Raw genomic sequence first — 26,032 nt, 5'->3', positions numbered from 1 at the left:
CAGCTATTTTAAATGTTAGATAAAACTCCCCATTTTGTATTGGGCTTATCGCCCATAAATAATTCCAATGTTCCTCCTGCTGCAATCTCAGCAAAGTCAAGGTAACATTTATTGTACTCCTTGCCATTCAGTAAGGCTTTTTGTATATATAGATTATTTGTGTTGTTATTGTGAGCAATAATAGTAAATACTTTTCCCTGATGATATTTTGAATCCAGCTTAAATTCTACCTTGTCAAAAACAGGACTGGTTATTTCCATACGTGTATTACCGGGACAGGAAGGATGAATTCCGGAAGCAGCCAATATATACCACGCAGACATCTGTCCGACATCTTCATTGCCAACAATTCCTTCTACTTTGTTCGCATAAGCATTTTTACAGATATATCGTGTCCACTTCTGTGTATACCAAGGCACATCCAGCTGATTAAAAAGGAAAGGAACAAAATGTACCGGTTCATTAGCATGATTATAATAATTATTCCATAACATATCAGAAGGAGTATGATCAAATAAATTAGTCAGATTAGCTATTACCTTTTCCTTGCCACCCATCAATTCAACCATTCCCGGAACATCATGCGGTACAAACCAACCTTGCTGATAAGCATTCGACTCAATGCAACCATACCATTCTTCGGTCAGTGCATTCTCCGGCCATGCTTTCCATGATCCATCTGCATTACGGGGACGGAACCAGCCTTTTTCCACATCAAACATATTATGATAGGCTTGCCCTTTTTCATAAAAGAGCTTTGCATCTTCTTCTTTTCCCAACGCCTTTGCCAACTGAGCCACACACCAGTCTGCATAAGCATATTCCAGAGTATACGAAATACTCAACGGTTCAGGTGTATATCCCAACAAATCATTCCCAAACTTAGCCGACGTGTTGACTGCATACTGATATGCTTTTTCCACATCGTATGTGCGAATTCCTTTCATATAAGCGTCTGCCAGCACCGACAATGCAGGATTACCTATCATACAACCGGAATAAGAATTCAGAAGTTCCCAACGTTCGTAATATTCCCGTCCACTCTGATCTGCCATCGTTATCAGTGAATTCAACGCATCACTCACCAAATGCGGATTGATCATCGCTTGTAAAGGGAACTGGCTACGGAAAACATCCCAACCACTAAATATGGTACGTTTGATAAATGTACCATCCTGTTCATGTATCTTTTTATCTCCGCCAATGTATCGCCCGTCTACATCTGTATAGATACGCGGATCAATCATAGTATGATACAATGATGTATAAAAAACAGTTTTCTCGTCATCCGTTCCACCGGATATCCGTACACGGCTAAGCTCTTGATTCCACAAATCATTTGCTTCCTGTTTTACTTGAGCAAAGTTTTTAGAAGCAATCTCCTGTTTAAAGTTGTTGGCTGCTCCTTCCATATCGACAAAGGAGATACCGACTTTCATCTCAACTTCTTCTCCTTCTTTCGTCGGAAATTCGGTGAAGAATCCAAGATGCTTTCCTTCCAGCTCTTTTTTATCTTTAATGACCGGAGCTTGTGATACACGTGTCAGATAAGGAATACTCACCACTTCATCACGCTTCCGAACCCAGTCATCGGGAATATCTGCACTCCAAAAACCATAATTACTCAATGGTTTGCTAAATTGTGCATAATAATAAACAGTATAATCGGAGTTTCCCTCACCGTTTCCCCATCCGCCACCATCGGGTGTACACTTCATCCAACCTTGGATGGTATGATCATCCAATACTTTCACATATTGCGAAGTGGAGGTTCCTCCCACTCTACGTGCCAAGTCTATCTGAATACGAGATTGCTCACTGGAAGGGAAAGTGAATTGCAATATTCCACAATGAGGTGTCGCACTACTCTCTACTTTAATCTTATAATCAGTCAGTTCTACTGAATAATACCCTGCTTTAGCTATTTCGGTTGCTTTATCATAAGCAGAACGATAACCTTTTATACTTCCATCTTCTTTACCCGCAATTTTTTGCAATTTGCCCGTTGTAGGCATCACAAGGAAATTTCCTAAATCCCCAAACCACCCTACTCCACTCATTTGGGTAAAGGCAAAACCTTCAATGGTTTTATGTTCATCACTATAACCGGAACCATTGTCACCGCCGGTTATTGTATTAGGACTTACTTGTACCATGCCGTAAGGAGTAGTAGCGCCGGGAAATGTCTTACCTAATCCATGATAAACACCGGCAGCTCCTACACTGGTACTGGCACCTATAAAAGGATTTACATAATCAGTCGGAATTAAATCTTCTGTTACCACTCCTGCCGAAGAACAAGCTGTCAGCCACAAAAAAGAGCAAGCTATTAAAAGATTAGCGCTAGCTTTATACATAAAAATATTACAGTTTACTATTATTAGAATATGTTCAATTCAAGTTCAAAGCAAATGTCTTTATACCGAAACGAGGGATAGAAATACTAATTTCAGATTTTCCGGCACGTGTTTTTATTGTCTTTCTGTCGATAATTCTACCATTCAGATCTACTTCTTCTATACTAGACAGCGGTATATCAAAAGTGATATTGTGCTGCTTCTTGTCACCTTCCGCATTAAACAAGCGTAATATAATTTTCCCATCTTTCATATTGGCAGCACTCACCTGATAACCGCTGTTCTTTAAGTTTACCAATGATCTTGACTCCAATTTTACAGATGGATGATAAGAACATAACAATGGTTCATTCCAACAATCACTCTTCGTTGCAATAGCAGCCTTGTCCCATTTTCCACGATGAGGAACAATAGCATATTTCATTCTCAATGGTCCCGTGATCTTATAGTCAGGTCCCCAAAGTCCATTACCAGAATATTGAGCAGTCAATCCTAGCGGATAATCCTCTCCATGTGAATAGGAAGTTGTATGATCTGAGAATAAAGCCAATGCATAATCCCCTTCCTGCTCTGCCAAATCAACCCAATGGAGAATAATGTTATGCTTAATCTGATCCCAACTATTGAAAAATGTATTATCTAACTTACTTTCACAAACATCAAACGGTGCGTTTTTATAAATACGGGGAGAACGAAGATCTACAGGGAAAAGTACACTTAACTTAAATCTGTCATCACAATAAGCTCTGCGATTATCCCGCCAACTATTTTCTTTATATTCTCCTATACCTACATTTTTCTTCCAGTTAATAGTAAGATCAAAATCAATACGTTTCTCCCCTTGGGCAATGCTTATAATCTGTACAAAAGGATGTGAAGCGATTTCTCCTTCCAATTTTACCTTTGTCTCTTGTATATTACTCCGCAAAACCGTCATCTTAGCTGGAGTCTCTGTAGAAGACCGAAACTTACCTTCGTCATAAAAATAGCCTCTCAGCTCACCAATCGAATAGTCACCCGTCTGTTTGGCAAACTCCTTGTTTCCTTCTTTTTTGGCTACCAGACTTTTAATAATTCCTCCCTTCGACAAGTCAAAAACAATTTTATACATATCATTTTCAACCACATATTCCCGTTCATTTATTATCTTTTCGTTTCCTGAAACCGTTCTTTTACCTGTCTTTACTTGCTTTATACAGTATGTGGAGTAGCCGAAGGGAGGAACATCTGCTTCAAACAACAATCTAATTTTTCCACCTTCTTTTCCTATTGAATAATCAACTTTTTTATTTCTACAATCATTGACTTCCAAATCAGTATCTGCATATTCCTGTGGAAGTACAACATTGACCTGCTCTGTTCTTCTTATCCCCAATGTATTATAAACACGTACAAATCCCTGAGCATTTTCAGAATTAATAGTATCGTTATCAAAACTGCATATAGAAGCGGAAGTAATTTTATCAGCCACAGTATTTGTCTCATCTGTCCATCGCTTTATTTGATCCGCCCACGTTCCAAATTTATTTAGTCCATTATAAGGTACAATCCAGGAATCATGATGTTGCGCAAGCATCAAAGTACGCCATGCCTCATCCAAATCTTCCTGAACACAAGTGTAACCATTGGCAAGATGAGCAATAACAGACATCTTCTCTGCCATTATTATTTTATTCTCAGAAGTACGTACTTCTTGAGCAATTCTCTGCAACACTTGGCTTCCCCACATTAAGTTTACACGCATATCTTCCTGCGAGAAATGCCAGTCATCATTCGTTTTACCAATGGAAATATTCTCAAAATAATCTTTCCACGTCACATAAATTGAATTACTTTTTATATTCTTTCCACTTCCCAACCATGGACCATTTTTCCATCCGGCATCTTGGAAACACATTCCCACAGGATGTTCAATCCCTGCATCACGACAAGCATTCAGATAAGATTCTTCATTACACCAAGCAGTTGTCTGCCAAGTAGAATTCTCTTCCAATTTCTCGCAAGCATAGCGAGGAACAGTAAGAATGGGAGTTCCATCCGGGCCTACCCAATTGACCAATTCGCCGCCATAAGCGTTAGTGTATCCTCCCCAACAAGTATTCGGGCATTTGAGTACAGCATACTTAAAACCAAATAGCTTCAATATCTGAGGCAAACAACTTGTGAAACAAGGTTCTTCCACAGAATAAGTGGTAAAAGTCACTCCCGGAAAATGTTTATTTATCTTAGCAATACCATATTGAAACTGACGTATAATGCTTTCGCCCGATATATTATAACAATAAGGCTGAGCATAAGTAGGATTTGTAAACTCTACCTGTTTACTTACTACTATATTTTTTAATTGTCGATAGGCTTCAGGAGTCTGTATTTGCACCGTATCCCATGTTTCAGGCTCTATTTCCAGACAAATTCGCCAATCCGGATGCTTGGACAACTGGTCGACAATAAACTGAGTTTTCCACTTCACCGGATAATGCCCGTATATCCCTCCATGATATCCATCAACAAAATAAGCTTGTTGCGAATGAACATGCGTACATATAAAAACAAGTAGTAATATGATGTTATAAAGTCTATTCATGGTATTTTTAAGCCTATTTATTTTCGCAATTCTCTATCCGACTCATAAATTCAGATAGTTTTTGCTTAGCAAGTTCTCTATCATCCTTAGGAAACGACCAATCCACAAGAGCCACAACATTTTGATACTCAATAAATTCCTCTCGTATTTCCCCATTATTATTCACATCCAAAAGGAAGTCTTCCTTCTCTTCTGAAGTCAATTCACCTGCAAAATATTTATTTAAATTAGTTCCCATTATTCGTTCCTTTTTACAAAAGAACGATTATCCTGGTAAATACCCCTAAAAAAATATCAATAAAATTATTAAAAGTCATGCTGCAAGGCAAATATTTAGTTTTACCCTTAACTTTTTGAGTGCTATCCCCATCTGACATTCTACTGTATTTACTGAAATACCCAAACGTTCTGAGATTTCTCTATATTTTAATCCTTCGACACGACTTAATAAAAATATGTCACGACATTTCCGAGGCAAACTATTGATTGCATTGCGAACGAGAATTTCCGTTTCATTTCCTTCCGAGATATCCGATACATCAAACCTGTCTAAAGATTGTAACTTCAAAGACATTTCTATTTCGAAAGATGTTTGTACAAACTCAATATATTTCTGTTCAAACATTTTATGTTTCAAATGATCCAAGCATCTGTTCTTTATTAACCTGAAAAGATACGCGTTCATATTTTCAATGCGATCCATAGAATCGCGCTTCGCCCATAAGTCGGTAAACACATCTTGTGTTATGTTTTCGGCATCCTCTTCCAGTATCACAAATTCCTTTGCAAACCGAACTAATTTTGAATAATAAGTAAGATACAATTCTGAAAAATCCATAGTTGTGTTTCTTTAGATTAGTATTCAGTTATCAAAAATCTTGTGATGCAAATATAGAGATGAAAAAAGCCTACTTCTTATTGGAAGTAGGCTGTAAAGTAGATATTTTTAAAGGTATTTTTCAGATAACATATTATTATTCAATATTTTACCAATTTACCATTTTAAGGTTTTGGTAAACCAAATAGAATCATTTTTGAGACAAAGAACCAAGCTTTTTCACCTCTTCTTCGAAGATATTTCCATCTAATACAGACATCCTCTTCACTTTACTCTTATAATTATAGATCGTTTGTACTGAGTAATGCAAGAAAACAGCAATTTGCGAAACATCTGTAATCCCCATTCGCATCAAAGCAAAAATACGCAATTCTGTATTCAACTGGTCTTTGTCCAGTTTATAACAATCTTCCGGTTTCAACAATGAATTGAACTCTTCGACAAAATTAGGATACAATTTTAAGAACGCTTTATCAAAATTGGTATATAATCCTTCCAGTTCCTTTTCAAAAGGACGAGAAGAAGATTTGTATAAATCATCTACTTGTCCGGTTTTTATTTTTCGATTTACATTTTTCCTATATTCATCCAGTTTATTAATGTAAACGGCACACTGGTTCATAAAATAGCCTACATATCTTTCTTTTATTAAATTAGCCTCATCCAAATTCTTGTTCAACGCAACCAACTCTTCATTCATAACATTAAGATTCTTCTTTGCACGGGAAACAATCTTAGTCTGTTTATAAGTGAAATATAAAGTGATAGCAAGAGCTACTACAAACAGACTAGTGAGCAAAATATAAAAACGAAGATTCTGCTTTTGCTTCTCTAGCCTATATAAGTAAGTATTCTCTATAATAGGATGAATACGGGCTATTACCGTATTCTTAAAACGGGAATTATAAAAGATAGCATCACTCAATGCTACTTTGATATAATTATAAGATCTATCGATATCTCCTTTATGGTATAAATTCACAGCTAAAGTCAATAAAGCCTCATTTTCTTTCACTGCCAATTTTATATCGGTCATAGCAGCTAATATAAGATACTTTTCCTCTAATTCAAGCTCTCCAACCTGTCTATACGCTCTTGACAGTCCCATAGACATCATCGCAAACCCATGAGTACCAGTTTTTTCCTTTTGATAGATTTTAGTCAGTATCTTAAGTGCTTCTTTTGCATTTCCCTGATCCTGAAGTTTTATAGCTCTTTCTTTCGAATATTCCTCCGAGGCATCATACAAAATACTCATGACTGTATCTCGATATGCCTCTTTTTCAACCAAATATTCACTGGCGAACCGAACATCATCTGTATATTTAATCAGGTTTTCATAATACCGAATACGATTCCAACAATACAAAGCTTGTAAATGACTTGGTAAATCCGAACAATTGATAGACTTGAAAATATCATTAGCTTGAACAAACAGCCCCGACAACGAATAAACAAAAGCCAACTGTAACTTGCCTTCCAATAAGTAGGTTTCATTACCCAGTTTTTTAGCTATCTCAATATTTTCATTAATGTATTGTTCTGCAGAATCGCAGACAAACGTTTCATATTGGTGGAGGATTTCGGAGTTCAGACGGTACATATCGTCCAATGTCTTCTGTTCTTTCTTTTTCGCTTTCAGCTCTTTGATAGTAGCTTCTTTCTTTTCTGTATACACAAGACGCTCAGAAATCACTTTATCTAAAACTTTCAACAGAGAATCATTCTCGCTATTTGCATGAAGATCCAACAATGAACCTAGTAAAATTGTTATAAAGCAAAGTGTGTATTTCATATCAATGTGTTATATACAATTTGCAAAAAAATGAATTTTCTTTGGGTAATTCGTCAAAAAGAACGTAAATCGTTCTTTTTATTACATCTTTTAACCAAATGCGAACTGATTCATACTATAAAAGAAGATAATTCTCCAGAGCAATATGAAGATAAAAACGGACTTGAAGTAAAGCAAGTTAAAAAATACTTTTTTGTAATCCGGACTTTGCAAAAAATATGAATATTAATCCTATATTTGCAGCCGTTAAAAGAGAAAGATGAAACAAAGCTTAAAATACGGACTATTTCTGGTACTTGCTTTGCTGATCCATGTTGTTCCCAATGAAACAATGGAAGATAACTGCAGAGTAGCCCCCCCGACATATCGCCAGGAGAAATGCTACGTATCTCAGGACCACCCTGTTCATAATGCTCTTGAACGCCTATATTATTTTTATTCTACCCAATCTTGTGATATGAGTCATGCAGATGTTGCACATGTCCCCACGGATAAAAGCGTGCAACTGCTGATTGCTTATTTTCGTGAATATAAAAGCCAGCAAAACACTTCGCAAACTCATTCACTTCATATTCCCAAGTACTTTTACGATCCTATTACATATTATATATATGGCCTAAGGAAGATCGTCATTTAGACGGTACAATCTTTTATCTTATTCGTCAATTCATTACAGTTGGTTTCATCCGGGTGTGGAAAAACTAATTGTTTATCTCTATATAATATTCAATCTAAACAGCTATTGAAATTATGAATTTTACATTTTTAGTTGTTGTTTTACTGACAGCGCTTGCTTTTGTCGGTGTAGTAATAGCCCTTTCACGAGCTATTTCACCACGTTCGTACAATGTACAAAAGTTTGAAGCTTATGAATGTGGTATACCAACGCGTGGCAAATCATGGATGCAGTTCCGTGTAGGTTACTACTTGTTTGCCATCTTGTTTCTGATGTTCGACGTGGAGACAGCTTTCTTGTTCCCGTGGGCAGTGGTCATGCATGACATGGGGCCCCAAGGACTCGTTAGCATTCTCTTCTTCTTTATTATTTTAGTTCTGGGTCTTGCTTATGCCTGGAGGAAAGGAGCTTTGGAATGGAAATAACCAAAAAACCGAAAATAAAATCAATTCCGTATGATGAATTCATCGATAATGAATCATTGGAAAAGTTGGTCAAAGAACTTAATGCCGGAGGAGCGAATGTTTTTCTCGGGGTTCTGGACGATCTGGTCAACTGGGGACGCAGCAATTCACTGTGGCCGCTTACTTTCGCAACCAGCTGTTGCGGTATCGAATTCATGGCACTGGGTGCCGCGCGTTATGATATGGCCCGCTTCGGGTTCGAAGTAGCACGTGCCAGTCCGCGTCAAGCTGATATGATCATGGTTTGCGGAACAATCACGAATAAGATGGCACCGGTACTGAAACGCTTGTATGACCAAATGCCTGATCCGAAATATGTGGTTGCCGTAGGTGGATGTGCCGTCAGTGGAGGTCCTTTTAAAAAGTCATACCACGTGGTGAACGGAGTGGACAAGATTCTTCCGGTAGACGTATATATTCCCGGATGTCCGCCGCGCCCGGAAGCTTTCTATTATGGCATGATGCAATTACAACGTAAAGTGAAAATAGAAAAATTCTTTGGTGGAACGAATAGAAAAGAGAAGAAACCGGAATTTATGAAATGAAGAATGAAAAATGAAGAATGAAGAGTTTCTATGTAGTTCCGAAATTCAGATAATTCTTCATTCCTAATTCTTAATTTAAACAATTATGCAAGAAATACAATTTATAGCTCCTGCAGCGTTACACGACGAGATGCTGCGCTTGCGAAATGAAAAACAGATGGACTTCTTGGAAAGCCTGACCGGTATGGACTGGGGAGTGGCAGACGAGAAGGACGCCCCGGAGAAACTCCGTGGTTTAGGCGTTGTCTACCATCTGGAATCGACTGTTACGGGAGAACGGATAGCACTAAAAACAGCCGTGAACGACCGTGAACGACCGGAAATTCCGTCAGTCAGCGATATATGGAAGATAGCCGACTTTTACGAACGCGAAGTCTTCGACTACTATGGCATTGTTTTCGTAGGTCATCCGGATATGCGCCGCCTTTACTTACGTAATGATTGGGTAGGATACCCCATGCGTAAAGATAATGATCCGGAGAAAGACAATCCGCTTTGTATGGCCAACGAGGAGACGTTCGATACAACACAGGAAATAGAACTTAATCCGGACGGAACCATTAAAAACAGAGAAATGAAACTCTTCGGAGAAGAAGAGTATGTAGTCAACATTGGTCCGCAACACCCTGCAACGCATGGTGTAATGCGCTTCCGCGTTTCTCTTGAAGGCGAGATCATTCGTAAAATCGATGCTAACTGCGGTTATATCCACCGGGGTATTGAAAAAATGAACGAAAGTCTTACATATCCGCAGACACTGGCGTTAACAGACCGCCTCGATTATCTGGGAGCACACCAAAACCGCCATGCTTTATGCATGTGTATCGAGAAAGCAATGGGCATTGAAGTGAGCGACCGTGTCAAATACATCCGTACTATCATGGATGAGTTGCAACGCATTGACTCTCACTTACTATTCTACTCCGCGCTTGCCATGGACCTCGGAGCACTAACAGCTTTCTTCTATGGATTCCGTGACCGTGAAAAGATTCTCGATATTTTTGAAGAAACTTGTGGCGGACGCTTGATTATGAACTACAATACTATTGGTGGTGTACAAGCTGACCTTCATCCTAATTTCATCAAACGAGTGAAAGAATTTATCCCTTATATGAGAGGAATCATTCACGAATACCATGACATATTTACCGGCAACATTATCGCTCAAAGCCGTATGAAGGGAGTCGGTGTCTTAAGTCGTGAAGATGCAATTTCATTTGGTTGTACCGGAGGTACAGGCCGTGCTTCAGGATGGGCTTGTGATGTGCGTAAGCGAATACCGTATGGTGTATATGATAAAGTAGACTTTCAGGAAATTGTTTATACGGAAGGCGACTGTTTTGCCCGTTACTTGGTTCGTATGGACGAAATCATGGAAAGCCTGAAGATTATTGAGCAATTAATAGACAATATTCCCGAAGGACCCTACCAGGAAAAGATGAAACCTATCATCCGTGTTCCCGAAGGCAGTTATTATGCTGCCGTAGAAGGAAGCCGTGGAGAATTCGGAGTTTTTCTCGAAAGTCAGGGTGACAAGATGCCTTATCGCCTGCACTATCGCGCTACGGGATTGCCACTTGTTGCTGCAATCGATACGATTTGTCGCGGAGCAAAGATCGCTGACTTGATTGCCATCGGAGGAACACTGGACTATGTAGTACCGGATATCGACCGATAAACAAGAGATAAAACAAGTATTAAGTATAAAGTATTAAGTATTAACCGACTATGCAATATGATATACGCTATATTCCGCATGGAATTAATACTTAATACTTAAAACCTAATAATTAAAATATATATGTTCGACTTTAGTATAGTAACAAACTGGATACATGAGCTGCTGCTCTCCGTCATGCCGGAGGGATGGGCTATCTTTATAGAGTGCGTAGCTGTCGGCGTGTGCATCATTGCACTATATGCTATTCTGGCTATCGTATTAATTTACATGGAACGTAAAGTCTGTGGTTTCTTCCAGTGCCGTCTCGGTCCGAACCGTGTCGGTAAATGGGGTTCTATTCAAGTGATATGCGACGTACTCAAGATGCTGACCAAGGAGATTTTCACTCCAAAGGATGCCGACCGCTTTCTCTACAACCTGGCTCCATTCATGGTAATTATCGCCTCGTTCCTCACTTTCGCTTGTATTCCTTTTAATAAAGGAGCGGAAATTCTGAATTTTAATGTGGGCGTATTCTTCCTGCTGGCAGCTTCCAGTATCGGTGTAGTAGGTATTCTGCTTGCCGGCTGGGGTAGTAATAATAAGTTTTCTCTGATCGGTGCCATGCGAAGCGGTGCACAGATTATCAGTTATGAACTGTCTGTAGGCATGAGTATCATGACGATGGTTGTACTGATGGGTACCATGCAATTCTCTGAAATTGTAGAGGGGCAAGCCAACGGATGGTTTATCTTTAAAGGACATATTCCTGCCGTGATTGCTTTCATCATCTATCTCATTGCCGGAAATGCAGAATGTAACCGTGGTCCGTTCGACCTTCCTGAAGCTGAAAGTGAATTGACAGCCGGATATCATACGGAATATTCCGGTATGCACTTCGGTTTCTTTTATCTAGCGGAATATCTGAATTTGTTTATCGTAGCCAGTGTAGCCGCTACTATCTTCTTAGGAGGCTGGATGCCGCTGCATATCGTTGGTCTGGACGGATTCAACGCTGTAATGGACTACATCCCCGGCTTCATCTGGTTCTTTGCCAAGGCATTCTTCGTTGTGTTCCTCTTAATGTGGATCAAATGGACTTTCCCACGTCTGCGTATCGACCAGATTCTGAATCTGGAATGGAAATATCTGGTTCCTATTTCTATGGTAAACCTATTGTTAATGGCATGTTGTGTCGCTTTCGGCTTCCACTTTTAAACGGTAAGACGGCGCAACCGGGTTTCCATTTGGAATAATCATATAATATAAGAATTATGGAATATAAAGATCAAAAATATACGTACTTAGGAGGACTGATACATGGTATCAGCACTCTGGCAACGGGTATGAAAACCAGTATCAAGGTATACTTCCGTAAGAAGGTGACTGAACAGTATCCTGAAAACCGGAAAGAGCTGAAAATGTTCGACCGGTTCCGTGGTACACTGGCAATGCCCCACAATGAGAATAACGAACACCGCTGTGTAGCCTGCGGATTGTGTCAGATGGCTTGTCCGAACGATACAATCAAAGTGACCAGCGAAACGATTGAGACAGAGGACGGTAAGAAAAAGAAAATCCTGGCAAAATATGAATATGACCTGGGAGCTTGTATGTTCTGCCAACTGTGCGTGAATGCTTGTCCGCACGACGCCATCATGTTCGACCAGAATTTCGAGCATGCTGTCTTTGACCGGACGAAGCTTGTCTTGCGACTGAATCATGTCGGTAGTAAAGTAATTGAAAAGAAAAAAGAAGTTTAGATATGGGATCAACACTTGAAACAGTAGTATTCTACTTTTTGGCAGCATTTATTATTGCAATGTCCATCATGACGGTGACTACCCAACGTATTGTCCGCTCAGCCACCTATCTGCTCTTCGTGCTCTTCGGCACGGCTGGCATCTATTTCCTGCTGGGTTACACATTTCTGGGATCTGTCCAGATTATGGTTTATGCCGGTGGTATCGTCGTTCTTTATGTATTCTCCATCCTGCTGACCAGCGGAGAAGGTGACCGCGCCGAGAAACTAAAACGAAGCAGGCTTCTGGCAGGACTCTTTACGATGATTGCAGGTCTGGGAATTATCTTGTTCATCACTCTGAAGCACAACTTCCTGCAAACCGGAAATCTGGCACCGCAGGAGATAAACATTCACGCTATCGGTAATGCCCTGCTAAGCAGTGACAAATATGGTTATATATTACCTTTCGAAGCAATCAGTATTTTATTGCTGGCTTGTATCATCGGTGGTATCATAATCGCCCGAAAGAGATAAATAAGTAAGTATTAACTATTAAGTATCAGGTATTAGGCTGCGCAATGAACCGCAGGGAATTAATACTTAACACTTAAAACCTAATAATTTCAGATATGATACACATGGAATATTATCTGGTAGTTTCTACCATCATGATGTTTGCAGGAATCTATGGATTCTTTACCCGCCGTAACACGCTGGCTATCCTGATTTCTGTAGAGTTAATGCTGAATGCCACGGACATCAACTTCGCCGTGTTCAACCGTTTTCTCTTTCCGGGAGGAATGGAAGGTTATTTCTTTGCACTCTTTTCCATCGCCATCTCGGCTGCGGAAACAGCAATCGCTATCGCCATCATGATTAACATTTATCGTAATCTCCGAAGCATTCAGGTTCGCAATCTGGACGACTTGAAGTGGTGACGCGTTTCATCACCGGAGGAGCTAAGAGTTTCATGCCTTGAAACTAAAAGTTTCATACCGGGGAAACAAGAGTTTCACGCCGGGGAAACAAGAGTTTCGCACCGGGGAAACAAAGGTTTCATACCGGGAAACACAACGGCAAGTCCGGTAATGACGGCTATAAGCTAAAAGATAAAGAATGAATTATAATAAAACAAGTAATTAAAACAAACTGTATGGAACTAACAATTCTAATACTCCTTCTTCCCTTCCTCTCCTTCCTCATTCTGGGAATCGGAGGAAAATGGATGTCTCATCGGACAGCGGGTACTATCGGTACGCTGATACTGGGAGCAGTAGCAGTACTATCATACGTTACAGCTTTCCAATATTTCTCCGCTCCACGCCTGGAAGACGGAACATTTGCCACATTGATACCTTATAATTTTACGTGGCTTCCTTTCACCGAGACTTTACGATTTGACTTGGGCATTCTGCTCGATCCCATATCTGTGATGATGTTGATCGTCATCTCCACCGTATCACTGATGGTGCATATCTACTCCTTCGGTTATATGAAAGGCGAGACTGGTTTTCAACGTTATTACGCTTTCCTGTCACTCTTCACCATGTCTATGCTGGGACTGGTTGTGGCAACAAATATTTTCCAGATGTATCTTTTCTGGGAACTGGTGGGTGTAAATTCTTACTTACTGATCGGATTCTACTATACCAAACCTGCTGCTATTGCGGCTTCCAAGAAAGCGTTCATCGTCACTCGTTTTGCTGACCTGGGTTTCCTGATCGGTATTCTGATCTACGGATATTATGGTGGAACCTTCGGTTTTACCCCGGACACAGTTTCATTGATTAGTGGCGGAGCCTCCATGCTTCCATTAGCGCTCGGACTGATGTTTGTCGGTGGTGCCGGAAAGAGTGCCATGTTCCCATTACACATTTGGTTACCTGATGCCATGGAAGGTCCGACTCCGGTCAGTGCCCTAATCCATGCTGCTACAATGGTCGTTGCCGGTGTGTATCTGGTTGCCCGTATGTTTCCGCTTTTCATCGCTTATGCACCTGATGTGCTGCACATGATTGCCTGGGTAGGTGCCTTCACGGCTTTCTATGCTGCAAGTGTAGCTTGCGTACAATCGGACATCAAGCGTGTACTGGCATTCTCTACGATCTCACAGATTGGCTTTATGATGGTAGCTTTAGGCGTTTGTACTTCTATGGACCCACATGAAGGAGGTTTGGGCTACATGGCTTCCATGTTCCACCTCTTCACACATGCCATGTTCAAAGCATTACTATTTTTGGGTGCCGGCAGCATTATCCATGCGGTACACTCCAACGAAATGTCAGCTATGGGAGGATTACGCAAATACATGCCTATTACTCACTGGACATTCCTGATTGCCTGTCTTGCCATTGCCGGTATTCCTCCATTCTCCGGTTTCTTCTCCAAAGATGAGATTCTGGCAGCATGCTTCCAATACAGTCCGGTAATGGGTTGGGTAATGACAGTGATTGCTGCAATGACAGCATTCTACATGTTCCGTCTCTACTATGGTATCTTCTGGGGGAAAGAGCCGTCCCGGGCAAGTTCCCATTCGGATCATACACCGCACGGAAACCAGGAAGCGGCACCTTGCCACCTACATGAAAGTCCGTTGGCTATGACATTTCCATTAATGTTTCTGGCTGCTGTTACCTGTGGAGCAGGTTTCATCCCTTTCGGACACTTTATCAGTTCGAACGGTGAATCCTATTCTATTCATCTTGATCCGTCAGTAGCTATCACAAGTGTTGTTATTGCAATCATTTCTATAGCAGTTGCTACCTGGATGTATAAGAATGCCAGACAGCCAGTCGCCGATTCGTTGGCCAAACAGTTTAAAGGCTTACACAAGGCGGCATACAATCGTTTTTATATCGACGATATATACCAGTTTGTAACACACAAGATTATCTTCCGCTGCATTTCTACTCCTATCGCCTGGTTTGACCGTCATGTTGTAGACGGATTCTTTGATTTTCTGGCATGGGCAACGAATACAACCAGCGACGAAATTCGTGGTTTACAAAGCGGTCAGGTACAGCAATACGCATATGTGTTCCTTTGCGGAGCGTTGGCGCTTATCCTGCTGTTGGTTCTTTAATATAGTAAATAGTAAATCTTTAATTAGTAAATCATAAAGATGAATTTTTTATCAATCTTCGTACTCATCCCCTTACTGATGCTTGCCGGACTTTGGGCAGCACGGGGCATAAAAGCAATCCGAGGGGTTATGGTTACCGGCGCATCGGCACTTCTGATAGCCTCCGTCGTTCTTACCTTCATGTATTTGGGAGAACGCAGTGCCGGAAACACGGCAGAAATGTTATTCCGTGCAGATACGGTTTGGTATGCTCCGCTCAACATCGCTTATTCGGTAGGTGTTGACGGAATTTCGGTAGCGATGTTATTATTGTCTGCCATTATTGTGTTCACAGGTACGTTCGCTTCCTGGCGTCTGCAACCTCTGACAAAAGAATATTTCCTCTGGTTCACCCTATTGTCTATGGGAGTATTCGGATTCTTTATATCAATCGACTTGTTTACCATGTTCATGTTCTACGAAATCGCGTTGATTCCTATGTACCTGCTAATCGGCGTATGGGGATCGGGACGGAAAGAATATGCAGCCATGAAACTGACACTTATGCTAATGGGTGGTTCCGCTTTCCTGCTGATCGGTATCCTCGGAATCTATTTCGGTTCGGGAGCTACTACCATGAACCTTCTGGAGATTGCACAGTTGCACAACATACCTTTTGCACAGCAATGCATCTGGTTCCCGCTGACCTTCCTTGGGTTTGGCGTATTGGGTGCTCTTTTCCCATTCCATACATGGAGTCCCGACGGTCATGCTTCCGCACCGACTGCCGTATCCATGCTTCATGCCGGAGTACTAATGAAATTGGGAGGTTACGGATGTTTCCGTATTGCCATGTATCTGATGCCGGAAGCTGCTAATGAACTTTCATGGATCTTCCTGATACTGACAGGTATCTCTGTTGTCTACGGAGCTTTCTCCGCTTGCGTACAGACAGACTTGAAATACATCAATGCTTACTCTTCCGTATCTCACTGCGGACTGGTACTTTTTGCCATTCTGATGCTGAATCAGACAGCCGCAACAGGAGCCATTCTTCAGATGCTTTCCCACGGATTGATGACAGCCTTGTTCTTCGCCCTGATCGGTATGATCTACGGACGTACGCATACCCGCGATGTCCGCGAACTTGCAGGGTTAATGAAAGTGATGCCGTTCCTCAGCGTTTGTTATGTGATTGCCGGTCTTGCCAATCTCGGTTTGCCGGGCTTAAGTGGATTCATTGCTGAAATGACCATCTTCGTCGGATCTTTCCAGAACAACGATGTATTCCACCGTACACTGACCATCATCGCTTGTTCATCCATTGTTATTACGGCAGTTTATATCCTGCGTCTGGTAGGCAAGATTCTGTACGGCACCTGCACTAACAAACATCATCTCGCATTGACAGATGCGACCTGGGATGAACGCGTAGCTGTTATTTGCCTCATCGTTTGTGTAGCCGGATTGGGTATGGCTCCTTTCTGGGTAAGCCACATGATTGGTGAAAGTGTACTCCCTGTGGTCTCACAACTCATCCCATAACCTTTAATTTTTAATCTTTAATTCTTAATTTATAAAGATGGATTATTCACAATTTCTACATATGCGGGAAGAGCTGTCGCTCATAGCAGTTTTACTACTGCTATTCCTTGCCGATCTCTTCATGAGCCCGGACGCACACAAGCAAAAAGGAACGACACCTGTCTTAAACACCATGCTGCCTGTTATCCTGATGGCAATCCATACAGCGATCAATCTGGTTCCCGGGACAACTGCCGATATTTTTGGCGGCATGTATCACTATGTGCCCATGCATACGGTTGTCAAATCAATACTGAATATAGGTACACTGATCGTTTTCCTGATGGCACACGAATGGATGAAACGCGATGATACTTCATTCAAACAAGGCGAGTTCTATGTACTTATACTCTCTACCTTGTTCGGTATGTATCTTATGATTTCCGCAGGACACTTCCTGATGTTCTTTATCGGACTGGAAACAGCCTCCATCCCTATGGCAGCATTAATTGCTTTCGACAAGTATCGTCACAACTCTGCTGAAGCCGGTGCCAAGTACATCCTTACCGCCCTCTTCTCCAGTGCACTGTTGCTCTTTGGTCTTTCTATGATTTACGGTTCCGCAGGAACACTCTATTTCGAAGACCTTCCTGCACATATCGACGGAAATCCGTTGCAAATCATGGCATTTGTATTCTTCTTTACCGGTATGGCGTTTAAACTTTCTCTGGTCCCGTTCCATTTATGGACGGCAGACGTTTACGAAGGCGCACCAAGTGCAGTTACTGCCTACCTGAGTGTCATTTCTAAAGGTTCGGCAGCATTTGTGCTGATGGCTATCCTGATCAAAGTATTCGCACCGATGATACATGACTGGCAGGAAGTGCTTTACTGGGTGACTATCGCCTCTATCACCATTGCCAACATATTCGCTATCCGTCAGCAGAACTTAAAACGACTGATGGCGTTCTCCAGTATTTCACAGGCAGGATATATCATGCTGGGTATCATCGGAGGAACAGCACAGGGAATGACTGCTTTGGTATATTACGTACTTGTATATGCTGCTGCCAATCTCGGCGTATTCGCTGTGATTACCATCGTAGCGTTACGTAGTCAGAAGTTTACACTCGAAGATTATGCAGGACTTTATAAGACGAACCCGAAAATGGCTTTCCTAATGACTATTTCCCTGTTCTCGTTGGCAGGTATCCCGCCGTTTGCAGGATTCTTCTCAAAGTTCTTCATTTTTATGGCAGCTTTCGAGGCAGGTTTCCATCTGCTGGTATTCATAGCATTAGCCAACACTGTAATTTCATTATATTACTATCTGTTGATCGTAAAAGCAATGTATATCACGCCTTCCGATCATCCGATTCCAACTTTCCGCAGCGACCGCTGCACGAAGTGGGGACTGGCACTCTGCACACTGGGTATTATCGGACTGGGTATCGCAAGCATCGTATATCAGTCTATCGATAAACTATCATTCGGAATATAAGAAACCGACTCTCTATAAAAGTAACGGTCTTGATGAGGAAATCTCATCAAGACCGTTACTTTTATAGCATTCTTACTTATCTATTTTTCTGAAACCACCACGAAACAAGGAAGACGGAACCAAAAACGCGAACCTTTTCCCGGCTCGGATTCCACTCCTATTTGCCCACCCATTTGTTCCACAATACTTTGACAGATAGAGAGACCTAAACCGGTACCATGCACAAATGAATTCAGCTTCACAAAACGTTCAAAAATATGTGACTGGCCTTCTTTGTCAATGCCAACTCCCGTATCTTGCACATAAAACTCCAGTTCTCCTCCCTCCTGTTGATAACCTACACGAATACTGCCTTCCGAAGTAAACTTAATCGCATTATTTACAAAATTGGAAATCACCTGATGCAGACGATTGCGGTCACTGATAATTCTACATTCCGCAAGATGCGGATCAAATACCAGTTCCACATTCTCCTTCACCTTCATCTGCATGGAACGGACAATATCTTCACAAAGCATATTCACATCTACATCTCCACTAGTGAATTCAAATGTACCTGCCTCGATCTTCGATAAGTCCAGTATATCCGAAATCAGTTGTAAAAGCAAGTCATTGTTCTCCTTGACAATCTGGATATATTCCCGCCGTTCCTCGATACTTTCCGTATCAACCAGCAAGTCTGAGAAACCAACAATCGCATTCAGTGGCGTACGGATTTCATGACTCATATTGGCAAGGAAAGCACTTTTCAGTCGATCCATCATCTGCGCCTTATCACGTGCCAGAATCAATTCTGCCTCCGTCTCTTTCAGCTCTGTAATATCATAATTGATCCCTATGATCTCTATTTCATTTTTCTCAGGCAGATAGGTAGTAACCACCACATTCATTCGTATCCAGTTCCACTCATCTTTATTACCCGGACGTTTCACCCTCATTTCTCCCTGGAAGTGTTTCCGGTTCCCTGTTCTTACTTCTTTATAAAAGTCAAGGATAGACTGACGATCATCCGGGTGCATATTGCGATAAACTCCCACAATATCAGCTAACGGAACATCTTCGTCCTCTCCCAAATTCTTGTACCATTGTTTAATGGCGTATCCTTTCCGATTCAAAAGATTCAACTTCGCATATCCTACTTTCGCATAGTCTGATATCAGGAGGAAGAAATTCTCAAAATCATGGATACGATTCATGGCATCAATGCTTTCCGTATTATCAATACTAATCAGGATATACCCATTAAAGTTTCCTTCATTGTCATACAGTTTGCTAACTTTCGTATATATATCAATGGTACTGGAGCGATTAGGCTGGTAATATCCTTGTGCACGTTCAAAAGAATAGCTTAAACGGAAATCCACCAAGTCTTCATCCCGTACCCGGTCACGAATATCCTGCGGCACATTGGGATTATCAAAGAAATTGACTCCGATCACATCGCTCTTATCTGCCACAGCAAATATCTCCAGATCTTTATTGTTCAAGTCGATCAAATATCCATCTTTATCATAGATCTCCACCCCTGCCGGAATATTGGCAAAAATGCTTTTAAAGAGTTTCTCGCTACGGTCCAATGCCCGGTTCGCTTTTACAGCTTCCGTAGAATCCGTAAACAGACCGACTACTTCATCTTTCTCAGGCGAATAAAGAATCCAATGGCTATACAATCCTGTATTAGGAAAGTATTCATCTTTCTCCTTATATGAGTCACTTTCCAACACATCAACCAGGAAATCCAGTTTTGATGAAGGATCACGATATATCTCGGAGGCTAAAGCCCCCATATATTCTTGCAGCGGATTTCCAAAGAAACGGGTACTGATCTGGTTAGCATCCGTTATCCGGTAATCACAAGGCTGATTCTTTTCATCGCGAATGATAGACATACGTATATATCCCATCGGCATAAAGTGGAAAAGATTTTTCAGGAAAGACTGCTCCCGGGTTACACGGTCTTTGGCTTTACGCAATTCGATGCAAATACTAATGATATTTCCCAATGAAGAGAACCACTGAAAATCTTCATTACTCCATTCATGATAAGTATCTACCAGATCAATACCCATGTATCCCCACACATGATCGCCCGCCATCAGAGGAGTGACCATCAATGAGGTGATACCTTGAACGACAAGTATCTGATATTCATCCACCGCCTCTTCCGGCAACTGCTTCAATGAGTGCAGTACAATAGGTTTGCCGGATAAGATTTGCTGGCTCCACCACTTCGATTCATCAGTAGGTATACATTGCAGACTATCTTTCTCTGCCGAAACACCTTCGGAAACAACTTCATAGATACAACTATGATGAGTCTGTGTTTTATCATACTCAAAGATATAAACACGCCCCCTGCCATGATAAATATTCAGTATATCTTTTAGGATATCCGAGATACAAGATTCTATCTCATCATCCCGAAGAAAACGAAGCAGAGATTGCGAAATAAAACCTTGACGACGAAGCAGATCATTCACACGCCGCAAAGCGTTTCGCTGTTCCTCTTCTTTGGGAGCCTCCACCCGTTGAATCACTCCGAAAGACCGGTCTCCGCCATTGTCTCCCGTACCGGCTTCACGAAAAGCCAGGCGGGTATGCAACCAGACTTCACCATATTTTGAATGAATGGGAAAGGTTTGTTCGTAAAAGTCTTTATGAATAGATGAGTTTGCGCGAAACTCCTGAAAGATTTGATCACGATAATCCTCACGCACCATATTTATAAATTCTGCTGCTGAAATAGTATCACCTTCCAATCCTAACAGGTCGCAAAGAAAATCAGAACATAAGTAATATCCTGCCGATATATCTGCTTCCCACCATCCTACTTGGGCTAGAGAAGCCATTTTTCGGTATCGTTCGTTGTCTGTTTGCATATTTTATGTCTTGTACAGTAATGAAAGAACAAATATACGAAATAGTATCAGGCAAATCATATAAAACCTGAAATAATTGCTATTAAAAAGAAAGAGGTTAAATAAGAAAATATAAATGCGGCAAGGGAGGACATTACAGTCACCTGCAAAGCCTCCCTTGAACTCTATAAAAACGGATTTCGAATTTGTATATTAGAATGAAGATAAATTAGATCCTGTCCAGCCGAACAAAGAAGCATCCGCACCGGTATTGTTTTCAGATTCAACCAATGTGTTCAAGTCACCATTCAGCTTATTACCTCCTGTGATGCTCAGCGTATTAGTAATATTAATACTGGAATTGGCGTCACCCGCACCTTTACTGTCCTTCATATCGATCAAATCGATTGTTCCGCCTGTACCTTTCACTAATGCATTCTTGATAGTAGCTTTCGCACCGCGACGTACTTTAATCACATCTTGCATACGGTCTACGTTATCTGTGGTATTGGCAGCATTGTTTACGATCGTCATGTTTTCTACTATAAAGTCAGACTGACGCAAATGATCCGGATACAGACCATCCATATTACCGTCAGCTTCGATACCGCGCGGATCGGCTTCCGTACTTGTATAGTCTCTTTCCCAAACGCCATAACAGTTCTTCAATGTACCACAATAACCTTGTGTAAAGTCGAACATATCGTCGTCCGGATTAACAGCCAACAAGTTAGTTACGTTCACCGTACCACCAAAGAATTCGATTGCATCGTCAGCACTTTCCAACACATAGATATTTTCTATTTTTGTTCCGTTACCAACACCGTTCAAGGTCAGTCCGTTATGTTCGATATCCGCAGTAGAGCGGGCACCTGCATAGCAGATTTTCACGTAAGTCAATGAACCGGAGCAATCATTGTCTACATTACCGCCGTATTTATAGTCATTGTTGATTTCAGTCAATGCTGTATCACTCTTATCGGCCTTCGAACCGGAAATAGGAGCTTTACCATTGATGATTACTCCACCCCAATATCCGGACACCGGACTTGTTGTATTTGCCGTAAAGACGATTGGTTTATCCGCCGTACCATCGGCATAGAGTTTACCTCCCTGTGCAACCAACAGATAACTGCTGAAACCTTCACGTGCCTTGATGGTAGTTCCGGCAGGAATATTCAAACGACCTCCGTCGGCAATGATGACTGTTCCGTTCAGAATGTATTCTTTCGCATCCAATGTCTGTTCACCGGTCAGTGTTCCGGACAGAATATTTTCGCCTACCACGATAGAGCTACCTGTTCCTTCACCATTTCCACCGTTTCCATTTCCATTACCATCTCCGTCACTATCACTACTACATGCAGTGAATGTCAGTGCAGTTGCCATAGCGGCAAACGTCATCAAGTTTACAAACAATCTTTTCATTTTACTTTAATAATTAGTTAATAATCTTATTTCATGATCCGGTTTAAAATGTGCACGACACTCCCAGACTGATATTTATTCCTTTTTTGTAATCGCTAAGTACCACTTCTTCTCCACTTTCATTAGCCTTGCGACTCAACTTATACGATGGGTTCAGAAGGTTACGGGCTTTCAGTGTAAGTGAGATATACTTATTCAGTTTGGCCTGCGAGACGAAGTCAAGTGTCATGATTTCCTGTTCCATGATATCCTGATAGCCTTGCGTACCGATGGTATAAATTTTATCGCTGACATAGTTGAGCACCAATGTATTGATGAAACTATGATCTCCTTTTGTGTAGTTATGAGATAAGTCAAAATTAGCAATCCAGGGGGCGGCACCTTCCAGTTGCGACCCGGTGGTAACGGTTGCCAAAGGCATTTTCGCATTCGTATAGATATACGATCCGTTCAAACCGAAAGAGAGTTTATTCATTCCGTTTGCCGCACTGCTTACCGGGCGGACAAACAGGTTTTTGCGTACCTCCACTTCCGCTCCGGCTACCGTTGCCTTATCTGCTATGTTCTCATAAGAAAGATATCCTCCGGCACTTGCTACCTCAATGCGTGAGATCGGATTCTTGATGAGTTTATAAAAGGCTGTCAGAGAAATCAGTTCAGTCGGAGTAGGATTAAAGTCCCATTTCAAATCGACGTTATAGTTGTCCGAGGGCTTCAGGTTCGCATTACCCTGACTGTTAAAGTTCACTCCTACGTAACGATAAGGAGAAATTTCCTTAGGTTGCGGCAACGTATAAGTTTTACTTGCACCCAAACGTAAGGAGTGCTTCTCACTCAGATTGTATTTCAAATTCAAACTTGGAAGAAAAAAGTCCTTTTGAATCGTGTTGTTCCCTTCCGAACCACCTTTATTCACATTATAGTCTACCTGAATATCTACATTATCATATTTCATTCCTACATTTACAATCCACTGGGGAGTAAACTGGTAAGTAGCTTCCGCATAAGCGGAATGAATATTTTTCGTGACCGAATACTTATCGATGTTCTTCTGAACGGCAAACCATCCGGAAGAAAGATTCGTCTGATTATAATAGTCGTCGAGCGAAAAATTGTCGAGTGAAGGAATGGAAGAAGCGTGTCCCACAGTCAGATTGTATTCAGTCGCTTTAAAATTATCATCAACAAACCGGCCCGCATAGCCAAGACGTATTTGAGAGATTTCTTCTACATTATCTTTCAGACGATAAACAAGTCCTGCCTTTACATTGATGTCATCTTCATCCAAAGTGGAGAAGTACCGTTGTTGGGAGTTACCTCTAAGTAAGGTGTAGCCTTCTTCTGCCTTTGTTATATTGTTGATCCGGCGGTCGGGTTCGTTTCCTTTCACAATATTATAAGAAGCACCGGCATCCAGACTCAATGTTTTGGTCAGTCCCCAGTTAGTCATCAGCTGGTTAACGATCAGCAAGTTGTCATTCGTTTGCTGGCGACGGGTAAATCCTTGATTATCATAATCATCACTAAAGATCGAGTTTTTACCGGTATAGTCACCCACAGATTGCACATTGGCATGAATCATCATAAAATTGTAACTCACATGATGACGGTTCTGCATATCATAATCCACATTGGCCAGTGCCAGCTGACTGATATTCTCGGTGTACTTCTTACCCGTCATATCTTTGTACACCGTACCACTTGTCGTTGTATTACGAATTGTTTCATCCGTATATTGATAATCTGTCGTATGTCCGGCAGTCAGGAAGAAAGAGAGCGGATTCTTGTCTTTTCCTAGATAAAACCGCTTTCCACCGGAGATGCTGTAACTTCGGTTCATCTGAAAGCTCTGACTGGAAGGGTCCAGTTTATTCTTGAATCCCCAGCTATTTTCATCGGCAGGTTCTGTTGTATTGGCAAAACCCAGAAAATTGACTCCGTCGAGTTTCAGAAAGTCGGCTGTCACTGTCTGAGTGTTCAGTCCACCGGAAATACCGATATTCAGGTTTCCGCTACCGATCAGTTCTTTGGAAACAATGTCGATCGTCGCACCGCCCACATCACTGATACCTCCGGCATTAAATGCCTTATTAACGCCAACAGACTGAATAATATCCGTACCGAAGAAGTCGAGAGAGATATTCTTATATTCCGGATCTTCCGAAGGAACAGAAAATCCGTTAAAGGTAGTCGCGTTATAGCGGTCGCCCAGTCCGCGGACAAAGACATTCTTGACTCCATCCTGTTTAGAAACCCCCACCACTTTGGTTACAGCTCCCTCCGCATCGGAAACACCTTTGCGGGAAAGCTCCTTGACGCTGACAGCCTGCACGGCAATGACTGCTTTTTGTTGTTCGAGCAACAACATATTCTCATTCTCGCGATTCTTCTTTGCTACCACCACTACATCCGAGAGTTCATGTGTATCCGTCTCCAATTCCAGATCCCAAATCACCAGTTTCCCGTTCTCCACACGAACTTTGCGGCGTACTTCCGTCTTGTATCCTATATATTTTATTTCAACATCATACATACCTTCCAACACACCGGTACTGTTCAACTCAAAATTACCGTCCATATCGGTCACAGCTCCGGCAGGAGTTCCCACCAATCGTATCGTTGCTCCAATCAAAGGTTCTTTGGAGAGCTTGTCTTTCACCGCACCTTTAATCTTGATATTGGCAGCCAATGCAGGAAGAACACACAACAAACAAAAAAAGGCTGCAACAGAAAATCTAAAAAGAAATAGTTTTTTCATCGAACTTCGCTCTACGTTTTTAATTACGTCGGCAAAGGTAGAAGGAGGAGGTTACAATACGAATACGAATCAGATACAATGGTTTGAAATAGCCGTTTCAGGTTTATTACATCGTGTTACAAACTTGTTATCAACGACTTACAATACAGCTTTAATCCACTTCTCTGTAAGATTTAATCTGCATAACGGATAATAGATTTTAGTACCCCGAAGAATAAATCTCAGGGAACAGGACTCTA

General features: G+C 41.4%; 19 protein-coding genes. 11 read left to right on the top strand and 8 right to left on the bottom strand.

The genetic code is table 11. From position 1 onward, the window contains the following. Positions 1 to 8: 8 nt before the first annotated feature. The 5 genes from K6V30_RS08795 to K6V30_RS08775 all read right to left on the bottom strand — a co-directional run bounded on the left by K6V30_RS08795 (position 9) and on the right by K6V30_RS08775 (position 7,574). Positions 9 to 2,357: a GH92 family glycosyl hydrolase gene (locus tag K6V30_RS08795; protein ID WP_022301546.1), complete on the bottom strand. Its 2,349-nt coding sequence runs from the start codon at positions 2,355 to 2,357 to the stop codon at positions 9 to 11. A 34-nt stretch (positions 2,358 to 2,391) separates the two neighbouring features. Further along, positions 2,392 to 4,941: a glycoside hydrolase family 38 N-terminal domain-containing protein gene (locus K6V30_RS08790; protein ID WP_055268581.1), complete on the bottom strand. Its 2,550-nt coding sequence runs from the start codon at positions 4,939 to 4,941 to the stop codon at positions 2,392 to 2,394. A gap of 13 nt (positions 4,942 to 4,954) precedes the next feature. After that, positions 4,955 to 5,179, bottom strand: coding sequence for a hypothetical protein (locus K6V30_RS08785; protein ID WP_010536661.1), 225 nt, complete (start codon positions 5,177 to 5,179; stop codon positions 4,955 to 4,957). A 75-nt stretch (positions 5,180 to 5,254) separates the two neighbouring features. Further along, on the bottom strand, positions 5,255 to 5,779 hold the full coding sequence (locus K6V30_RS08780) for an RNA polymerase sigma-70 factor (protein WP_055268580.1): 525 nt from the start codon (positions 5,777 to 5,779) through the stop codon (positions 5,255 to 5,257). 190 nt (positions 5,780 to 5,969) lie between these two features. Continuing rightward, positions 5,970 to 7,574: a DUF6377 domain-containing protein gene (locus K6V30_RS08775; protein WP_022301547.1), complete on the bottom strand. Its 1,605-nt coding sequence runs from the start codon at positions 7,572 to 7,574 to the stop codon at positions 5,970 to 5,972. Positions 7,575 to 7,833: 259 nt separating this feature from the next. On the opposite strand from K6V30_RS08775, the gene K6V30_RS08770 reads away from it, so the two are divergent. From K6V30_RS08770 to K6V30_RS08720, 11 genes are all read left to right on the top strand, one after another. Continuing rightward, positions 7,834 to 8,211, top strand: coding sequence for a hypothetical protein (locus K6V30_RS08770; RefSeq protein WP_010536657.1), 378 nt, complete (start codon positions 7,834 to 7,836; stop codon positions 8,209 to 8,211). Positions 8,212 to 8,324: 113 nt separating this feature from the next. Continuing rightward, a complete protein-coding gene (locus K6V30_RS08765) occupies positions 8,325 to 8,675 on the top strand; it encodes an NADH-quinone oxidoreductase subunit A (protein ID WP_008760952.1) in 351 nt (116 codons plus the stop codon). Further along, positions 8,666 to 9,259, top strand: a complete 594-nt coding sequence (locus K6V30_RS08760) for an NADH-quinone oxidoreductase subunit B (RefSeq protein ID WP_008764304.1) — start codon at positions 8,666 to 8,668, stop codon at positions 9,257 to 9,259. The genes K6V30_RS08765 and K6V30_RS08760 overlap by 10 nt, the downstream gene beginning before the upstream one ends. An 85-nt stretch (positions 9,260 to 9,344) precedes the next feature. Further along, positions 9,345 to 10,937 carry an NADH-quinone oxidoreductase subunit D gene (locus tag K6V30_RS08755; RefSeq protein WP_010536656.1) on the top strand — a complete coding sequence of 531 codons (1,593 nt, stop codon included), beginning with the start codon at positions 9,345 to 9,347 and terminating at the stop codon, positions 10,935 to 10,937. 123 nt (positions 10,938 to 11,060) lie between these two features. Continuing rightward, positions 11,061 to 12,137 (top strand): NADH-quinone oxidoreductase subunit NuoH, encoded by a 1,077-nt coding sequence (nuoH, locus tag K6V30_RS08750; RefSeq protein ID WP_010536655.1) that lies wholly within the window; start codon positions 11,061 to 11,063, stop codon positions 12,135 to 12,137. Between the two features lie 56 nt (positions 12,138 to 12,193). Beyond that, the gene (locus K6V30_RS08745; RefSeq protein ID WP_055268579.1) at positions 12,194 to 12,682 is read left to right on the top strand and encodes a 4Fe-4S binding protein; all 489 of its coding nucleotides are present in this window, start codon (positions 12,194 to 12,196) and stop codon (positions 12,680 to 12,682) included. 2 nt (positions 12,683 to 12,684) lie between these two features. Then, positions 12,685 to 13,197 (top strand): NADH-quinone oxidoreductase subunit J family protein, encoded by a 513-nt coding sequence (locus tag K6V30_RS08740; protein ID WP_010536653.1) that lies wholly within the window; start codon positions 12,685 to 12,687, stop codon positions 13,195 to 13,197. Positions 13,198 to 13,292: 95 nt separating this feature from the next. Further along, a complete protein-coding gene (nuoK, locus tag K6V30_RS08735) occupies positions 13,293 to 13,601 on the top strand; it encodes an NADH-quinone oxidoreductase subunit NuoK (protein ID WP_007764713.1) in 309 nt (102 codons plus the stop codon). A gap of 215 nt (positions 13,602 to 13,816) precedes the next feature. Further along, positions 13,817 to 15,745, top strand: coding sequence for an NADH-quinone oxidoreductase subunit L (gene nuoL, locus K6V30_RS08730; protein WP_055268578.1), 1,929 nt, complete (start codon positions 13,817 to 13,819; stop codon positions 15,743 to 15,745). 39 nt (positions 15,746 to 15,784) lie between these two features. Beyond that, a complete protein-coding gene (locus tag K6V30_RS08725) occupies positions 15,785 to 17,269 on the top strand; it encodes a complex I subunit 4 family protein (protein WP_010536650.1) in 1,485 nt (494 codons plus the stop codon). Positions 17,270 to 17,306: 37 nt separating this feature from the next. Continuing rightward, positions 17,307 to 18,749, top strand: a complete 1,443-nt coding sequence (locus K6V30_RS08720; RefSeq protein WP_022300932.1) for an NADH-quinone oxidoreductase subunit N — start codon at positions 17,307 to 17,309, stop codon at positions 18,747 to 18,749. Positions 18,750 to 18,829: 80 nt separating this feature from the next. Here K6V30_RS08720 and K6V30_RS08715 read toward each other — a convergent pair whose 3' ends face one another. The 3 genes from K6V30_RS08715 to K6V30_RS08705 form a co-directional block, all read right to left on the bottom strand. Continuing rightward, on the bottom strand, positions 18,830 to 21,628 hold the full coding sequence (locus K6V30_RS08715; protein ID WP_010536648.1) for a sensor histidine kinase: 2,799 nt from the start codon (positions 21,626 to 21,628) through the stop codon (positions 18,830 to 18,832). 192 nt (positions 21,629 to 21,820) lie between these two features. Beyond that, positions 21,821 to 23,035 carry a hypothetical protein gene (locus K6V30_RS08710; RefSeq protein WP_010536647.1) on the bottom strand — a complete coding sequence of 405 codons (1,215 nt, stop codon included), beginning with the start codon at positions 23,033 to 23,035 and terminating at the stop codon, positions 21,821 to 21,823. A gap of 43 nt (positions 23,036 to 23,078) precedes the next feature. After that, entirely contained in the window at positions 23,079 to 25,793 is a 2,715-nt protein-coding gene (locus tag K6V30_RS08705) for a TonB-dependent receptor (RefSeq protein WP_224207277.1), read from the bottom strand. Positions 25,794 to 26,032: the final 239 nt, after the last annotated feature.

Source organism: Bacteroides faecis (assembly GCF_020091505.1).
GTDB lineage: Bacteria > Bacteroidota > Bacteroidia > Bacteroidales > Bacteroidaceae > Bacteroides > Bacteroides faecis.
This window is presented reverse-complemented; position numbering and strand designations above follow the sequence as displayed.